Source organism: uncultured Maricaulis sp., from assembly GCF_963976135.1.
Classification (GTDB): Bacteria; Pseudomonadota; Alphaproteobacteria; order Caulobacterales; family Maricaulaceae; genus Maricaulis.
The window spans coordinates 42,830-49,139 of the sequence record NZ_CAXBKN010000005.1 but is presented as its reverse complement, the minus strand read 5'-3'; the positions used below and the strand labels follow the sequence as shown (position 1 = coordinate 49,139).

Annotated in this window: 9 protein-coding genes; 2 read left to right on the top strand and 7 right to left on the bottom strand. The window is 64.4% G+C overall.

Annotated features, from left to right (window positions below; translation table 11 throughout):
* The 4 genes from AAC023_RS01455 to AAC023_RS01440 all read right to left on the bottom strand — a co-directional run.
* Positions 1-349 (bottom strand): UvrD-helicase domain-containing protein (locus tag AAC023_RS01455; protein ID WP_339737369.1); only part of this gene is annotated, 349 nt, incomplete at its 3' end.
* A gap of 139 nt (positions 350-488) precedes the next feature.
* Complete coding sequence (locus AAC023_RS01450; RefSeq protein ID WP_339737367.1) at positions 489-839, bottom strand: hypothetical protein; 351 nt, start codon at positions 837-839, stop codon at positions 489-491.
* Between the two features lie 111 nt (positions 840-950).
* Positions 951-1,478, bottom strand: a complete 528-nt coding sequence (locus tag AAC023_RS01445; protein WP_339737365.1) for a hypothetical protein — start codon at positions 1,476-1,478, stop codon at positions 951-953.
* 70 nt (positions 1,479-1,548) lie between these two features.
* Positions 1,549-3,225 carry a chloride channel protein gene (locus AAC023_RS01440; protein ID WP_339737363.1) on the bottom strand — a complete coding sequence of 559 codons (1,677 nt, stop codon included), beginning with the start codon at positions 3,223-3,225 and terminating at the stop codon, positions 1,549-1,551.
* Positions 3,226-3,298: 73 nt separating this feature from the next.
* Here AAC023_RS01440 and AAC023_RS01435 point away from each other — a divergent pair, with 73 nt between their 5' ends.
* On the top strand, positions 3,299-3,910 hold the full coding sequence (locus tag AAC023_RS01435; protein ID WP_339737361.1) for a hypothetical protein: 612 nt from the start codon (positions 3,299-3,301) through the stop codon (positions 3,908-3,910).
* On the opposite strand, the gene AAC023_RS01430 is transcribed toward AAC023_RS01435, so the two are convergent.
* Positions 3,907-4,125, bottom strand: coding sequence for a ribbon-helix-helix domain-containing protein (locus AAC023_RS01430; protein ID WP_339737359.1), 219 nt, complete (start codon positions 4,123-4,125; stop codon positions 3,907-3,909). The genes AAC023_RS01435 and AAC023_RS01430 overlap by 4 nt on opposite strands.
* A gap of 151 nt (positions 4,126-4,276) precedes the next feature.
* Between AAC023_RS01430 and AAC023_RS01425 the strand changes: the two genes are divergently transcribed.
* A complete protein-coding gene (locus AAC023_RS01425) occupies positions 4,277-4,546 on the top strand; it encodes a hypothetical protein (RefSeq protein WP_339737357.1) in 270 nt (89 codons plus the stop codon).
* A gap of 170 nt (positions 4,547-4,716) precedes the next feature.
* On the opposite strand, the gene AAC023_RS01420 is transcribed toward AAC023_RS01425, so the two are convergent.
* Both AAC023_RS01420 and fumC read right to left on the bottom strand, forming a co-directional pair.
* Positions 4,717-4,893 carry a DUF4169 family protein gene (locus tag AAC023_RS01420; RefSeq protein ID WP_339737355.1) on the bottom strand — a complete coding sequence of 59 codons (177 nt, stop codon included), beginning with the start codon at positions 4,891-4,893 and terminating at the stop codon, positions 4,717-4,719.
* 2 nt (positions 4,894-4,895) lie between these two features.
* A complete protein-coding gene (fumC, locus tag AAC023_RS01415) occupies positions 4,896-6,290 on the bottom strand; it encodes a class II fumarate hydratase (RefSeq protein WP_339737353.1) in 1,395 nt (464 codons plus the stop codon).
* Positions 6,291-6,310 lie beyond the last annotated feature (20 nt).

Here is a 6,310-nt window from a genome sequence, read left to right as displayed (position 1 = left end):
GTTCGGCATGGCGGCGCAGGATCTGGGCCGAGACCGAGTGGAAGGTTCCCATCCACGGCACGCCCTCGACGGCTTCGCCGATAATCTTGCCGACCCGCTCCTTCATCTCGCGTGCGGCCTTGTTGGTGAAGGTGACGGCGAGGATTTCCCACGGCCGCGCGCGGCCGGTGGCGAGGATATGGGCGAGGCGGGTGGTGAGCACACGGGTCTTGCCGGTGCCGGCACCGGCGAGCACCAGCACGGCCCCGTCGAGCGCCTCGACAGCGGTGCGCTGCTCGGCATTGAGGCCTTCGAGATAAGGCGAGGGCGGCGCCGCGCGCGCCATGTCGGAAATCGAGAGCGAAGTCATGCCAGCCTGCGAATAACGAGTCGTTCAATCCGGTAGTCTGGACCGAAAAACGCGCAATCCCAAGCCGGTGATGTGCAATTGTTCGTTTTTTGTTCGCATCCGGTGGCAGGGCCGATTCGGGCGGCGGGCCGATGCGGGCCTAATTGGTCGTTGGTGCGTCCATTGCCGTCTGTACGGTGGCGAGGAAGGCGAGGAATTCATCGCTCAACTCGCCATTCGAGCGCCGGATATTCTCGGCATAGCCGGTCAGGCGCGACATGAAGTTCTGGCGGCTGAGTGTGGTCTGGGCGCTGTTTGGCGACTCATCATCGCAATCCTCGATGCGGCTCTCGCACCAGCACATGAGATCATTGATCAGCCACAGAATGCTCGGACCATCGGTCAGTCCATCGCGGGCCTGATGCAGATCGGCAATGATCTCCTGCAATTCCTGGGTGGGGCATGGAGGCGGGGTCTGCGCGGCTCGTGGAACCAGTGTCAGGCGGGGCATGATGAAATTCTCGTATCAGGGGAAGATGTTGTGCACCGCCCTTATCGGTGGTCCGGCGCGTTAACCCTACTCATACAATATGAAAATTGGGTGCGTGGTCGCATTGTGCAACTAGCCAAACAGCGCGTCCACGCCAGCCTGAACGCCTTCATCCCGATAATCATCCGCGTCTTCGACCTGGCCATGTATCGCGCCGGACGCGGCGATGATCAGCGGTTTGATGCACTCGGTCGCCAGTGCCGCCACCGCCTGGCAGGCAGGGGGGCTGGCCTCGACGCATAACATGTCCTGCGCGCGGCGGACCTCGGCCTCGATCTGCAGCACCACTGTCACCAGTTGCGCCCGCACAGGGTGCGGCGCGGCCTGATAGGCGAGCACGGCGAGCTCCTTGTCCTTGAAGCCGGAATTGGTGAAGTGTTCGGTATAGTCGGCCGGCGCCCAGTCGAGCACGTCTTCAGCGCAATCGGGCATGTCGGGCAGCATTTCCATCAACATCATCACCTCATTGAAGTGATTGAGATAGTCGGTCGCCAGCCCGGTGACCGGATTGATATTGGCGGCACGCAGGGCTTCAGGGCTCAATATGCCCTCTCCCAGAAGCGGGGTTGGCCCCGTCATGTCGTGCTGCTCTGCGGTCATGTGTCACACATATAAGCCGACATTCTTTCCAGACGGATAATCGCCGGGCGGGAAATGAAGCGTGGTGCGATCAGCGGTGTTCCTCTTCGCTGATTTCGGCCAGGCGCCGGGCATAGGCGGCCTGGGCATCGGCCTTGGTGACCCAGCCGACGACCGATTGATCATCGGAGCGGCTGCGGACCGGGGCGCCGTCAATCTGTTCGGCGTCCAGCAGGCCCATAGCCTTGCCCAGCGTGTCATCTTCATACAGGCAGACGCCGGTGGCCAGTTCGGCCTTGCCCCATTCATCGAGCGTCAGCATGAAATCGCGCACCCGCACCGTCTGCAGCACCAGACGGCTGGAGCCGCCGGAAATATCATAGCCATGCCGCATGACCTGGCGCTGGAAGAGCGAGCCGCCCAGCGCTGACTGGGTCAGGATCGTCGCCAGCGAGACCGAGACCAGCACGGCAACCGAGGCCTCATAGCTGGAGGTCAGTTCGAACACGATCAGCGTGGTCGAGAGCGGCGCGCCGAGCACCGCTCCGGCGACCGCGCCCATGCCGATCACGGCGAAGAAACCGGCGCCCGCCGTGGCGTCACCGAACAGGGTGACCATCACCAGGCCGAAGGCCGAGCCCAGCATCGCGCCGAGATAGATGGAGGGCGAAAACACGCCGCCGGCAAATCGGAAGGAGAGGGTGATGGTGGTGGCGATCACCTTCAGCGCGATGAAGAGCAGGAGGAGTTGCAGCGGATAGGCGACATGCAGCGCGTTGGAGGTGGCCTCATAGCCGACCCCGAGAATTTCCGGGGCGATCAGTGCCAGCAGGCCGACCAGAAGCCCGCCCGGGATGGGCAGCATCCAGTGGGGGAAGCCGATCCTGTCGGCCCAGCCGGTGACGATAGCCGGGCCGTGCAGCACGCCGCGATCAAACAGGATGGCGAGGCCGGCGGCGGCAATGCCGAGCACGGCGGCGGCGGGATAATCCCACAGCCCGACCGGAGCGACCTGCAAATCCCCGAAGACCGGATCCTCGCCCAGATGCAGGCGCAGGATCAGCGCGCCGACGACGCTGGCGACAGCGACCGGGGCGATCGAGCGCAGCGCGTAATGTCCGAGCACGACCTCAAAGGCAAACAGGGCGCCGGCGACCGGGGCGTTGAAACTGGCGGACACCGCCGCTGCGGCGCCGCAGGCGAGCAGGATACGGCTGGCACGGGCGGGCATGTTGAGCCAGGCGGCGAGCGCCGAACCCATCGTGCCGCCCAGATGCACGGCCGGGCCCTCGCGCCCGGCGCTGGCGCCGCCGCCGAGCGAGATGGCGGAGAGCAGGGCCGAATACAGGCCCGATTTCAGCTCCACCTTGCCGCCCTTGACGGCGCGCGCCTCGAGCACATCCGCGACAGCCTTCCCGGCCGGCTCGGTCACCAGTCCGAAGCGGCGGCCGAGATAATAGAGCGAGGCGATCACGATGCCGGTCGCCAGCGGGATCAGCACCAGGCGCAGATAGGGCAGGGTGGCCGCCTGGCTCGCCAGATTCTCCTCGGTGACACCAAAGGCGGTCTGTTCGAAAAAACTGATCCCCAGCCGCAGCCCGATCGTCGCATAGCCTGCCAGCAGGCCGACGAGAATTCCCAACACCCATAGCACCGGTCCGCGGCCCTCGCGGATGGAATGGCTGATGACCGCAAGGGCGGAGGGATTGGGCTTGGGATTCGACACGGGGCCGATTTGCCGTGCTCTGGCGACCAGGGTCAAGGGCATGGACGGTTTCACTTTTCTGCTGGCCGCAACCCGCCCTTGCGCCGTAGAGTAAAACGGAAAAAGGGGAGCCATCATGCAACACTTTGTTCCTGCAAGCCTGATCGCCGTCTTCGCGCTGTCCGCCACCGCCTGGGCCCAGGCGCATGCGGGCGCCAATGACAGCGCCTATGTGCGCGTCTTCGACAATTGCACGGCCTACCAGGCCGAAGACGAGCCGGTCCATTTCTCCGATTGCGCCGGCTTTGCGGGCTGGACGGTCCATATCGTCGCCGGTGAACATGGCGCGGCAGTGGCCTATTCCCGGCGCGGCAAGGAAGCGCAATGGGGCGAGAACCCGCCGCGCGCCGGGGTTTTCCAGGATCTCGGCCAGGTGATGGAATGGCGTCTCGACGCGTCCGGCGCGCCCTTCGCGACGATTTATCGCTCGATCTTCACCGGTTTCGAGCCCGGCGATGGCGGCCAGTATCTCACCGTCTCCGCCCTGCGCCCGGACGGCGAAGTCGGCGCCTGCCATGTCGCCTATGTCGAGGCGGCGCAGCAGCCCGGTGCCAATCAGATCGCCCGCGATGCAGCGGATTACCTGGCGCCAGGCTGGCAGTGCGGCATTGATGAGCCGATCGTGCTCGATCTTGATTCAGAGCTGGACGTACTGACCATCGCGGCCCAGCGCCGGCCCGGACACTAGCCGTCCGGCAAGCCCTGCGCCCGTTTCAGGGCCCAGACCCGCATCGAGGAGGCCAGCGGTTCCAGGCCGCGGGCTTCGTCGATGCGGGCGATCAGCCCGGCCAGCGACAGGCCGTCGGCGCGGATCGCGGTATCGATCACGGCCCAGAATTCCGGCTCCAGCGACAGGGAGGTGCGGTGACCGGCGAGCGAAACTGAGCGTTTGATCAGGGGCATGGCGGCAGCATCGTCCAGCCCGCTCCGGCAGGCAAGCGGGCGATGCGCAGTCGCAACTGCCGAGCATTGTCGCATGGTTACCAATCGGCAGCTTTTGTCATGCTAGGTCACCGGCATGCGCAAATGGAGCTCCCCCCTGCCGTTTACGGCGATGAGTGAACGCCGTGTCCCCAACCGGCCGGGCGTCTACGTCCTGCTGCGGGACGAGACCGATCCCTCCTCTGTGCTCAAGATCTCGTCCTCGCGATCCCTGCGCGAGGCCTTCAGCCATGTCCGGCTCGAGCCGGAGGCCAACTGGCCGGTCCGGCCGACGGCCTTCCTGTATTTCGAGAGCCTGAGCGAATCGGAAGAAGCCACCCGCTTCCTCGCCGAATACCGCGACCGCCGTGGCGAGCGCCCGATGTATAATTCGGGGTTTTAGCGGCCGGTGGTTGAGTTTTGCGATCTGCACCAGCTCCGCCCCCTTCGGGGGCACCTCTTCCATCAAGGAAGAGGAGGGCGGTAATCGAGAACGTCCGGCCTGGCTCCTCCTCTTCCTTGATGGAAGAGATGGCGGCGCAGCCGTCGGAGCTGGTGAGGATCACAAAGTGATCAGCTCTCCAGCTTCTTCCCGTCCAGTTCACGCGCGGCCTTTTCGCTGCGCGCTTTCGCAAGATCGGTCGCGGCCTTCGGCTGACCGTGCAGCAGCCGGTTGGCCTCGGCCTTCTTCGCCTTCTCCAGGCGCGCCTTGCGCTTGCGCGCCTGTTTGAGATTGACCGGCTTGCTCATGGCTAGTCTTTCGGCCCCAGCATATTCTCCGGCTTCACAATCGCGTCGAACTGTTCCGCCGTCACGAAGCCGAGCTTGACGGCTTCCTCGCGCAGGGTGGTGCCGTTCTTGTGGGCGGTCTTGGCGACGATGGTGGCGTTGTCATAGCCGATGGTGGAATTGAGCGCGGTGACCAGCATCAGTGAGCGGTTCATCAAGAGGGCGATATTGTCCTCGCGCGCGGTGATGCCGGTGACGCAGCGTTCCGTGAAGCTGTCGGCGGCATCGGCCAGCAGGCGGATCGATTGCAGCACGTTGAAGATGATCACCGGCTTGTAGACATTGAGCTCCATATGGCCCTGGCTGCCGGCCATGGAGACGGTGGTATTATTGCCCATCACCTGGGTGCAGACCATGGTCAGCGCCTCGCATTGGGTCGGATTGACCTTGCCCGGCATGATCGAGGAGCCCGGCTCGTTTTCCGGCAGGGCCAGCTCGCCGAGACCGGAACGCGGACCCGAGCCGAGCAGGCGGATATCATTGGCGATCTTGAACAGCGAGACGGCGACGGAATTGAGCGTGCCATGCGCCTCGACCAGACCATCCTTGGTCGCCAGCGCCTCGAATTTGTTCGGCGCGGTGATGAAGGGGATTTTGGTCAGCGCGGCGGCTTCCTCGGCGAAGGCTTCGGCGAAACCGATCTTGGTGTTCAGCCCGGTGCCGACGGCGGTACCGCCCTGGGCCAGCTCGCACAGGGCCGGCAGGGCCGATTCAACGCGGCGGATCGCATTGGCGACCATCGCGGTATAGCCGGAAAACTCCTGGCCCAGCGTCAACGGCGTCGCGTCCTGCAAATGGGTGCGGCCGATCTTGATGATGGATTTGAAGGCCTGCGACTTGTCGTTGAGCGCATTGTGCAGGGTCTGCAGCGCCGGGATCAGCCGGTGGGTGATCTCTTCGGCCGCAGCGATATGCATCGCGGTCGGGAAAGTGTCGTTCGAGGATTGCGAGCGATTGACGTGGTCATTGGGATGGACGGGGTCTTTCGAGCCGACTTTGCCGCCGAGAATCTGGATGGCGCGATTGGAGACGACTTCATTGGTATTCATGTTGGATTGCGTGCCCGAGCCGGTCTGCCAGACCGAGAGGGGGAAGTTGTCGTCGAGCTTGCCTTCGGCGACTTCCAGCGCTGCCTGGGCGATGGCGTCGGCCAGTCTTGGCTCGAGATTGTCCAGCCGCTGATTGGCGCGCGCGGCGCTGTATTTGACGATCCCCAGGGCGCGGATCAGCGGTTTCGGCATGGTCTCGGTGCCGATCGGGAAATTGATCAGCGAGCGTGCGGTCTGCGCGCCCCAGAGCTTCTCACTGGGAACCTCGAGTGGGCCAAAGCTGTCGGTTTCGGTGCGGGTCTCGCGCATGAGGGGAAGCTCCTTGCAGC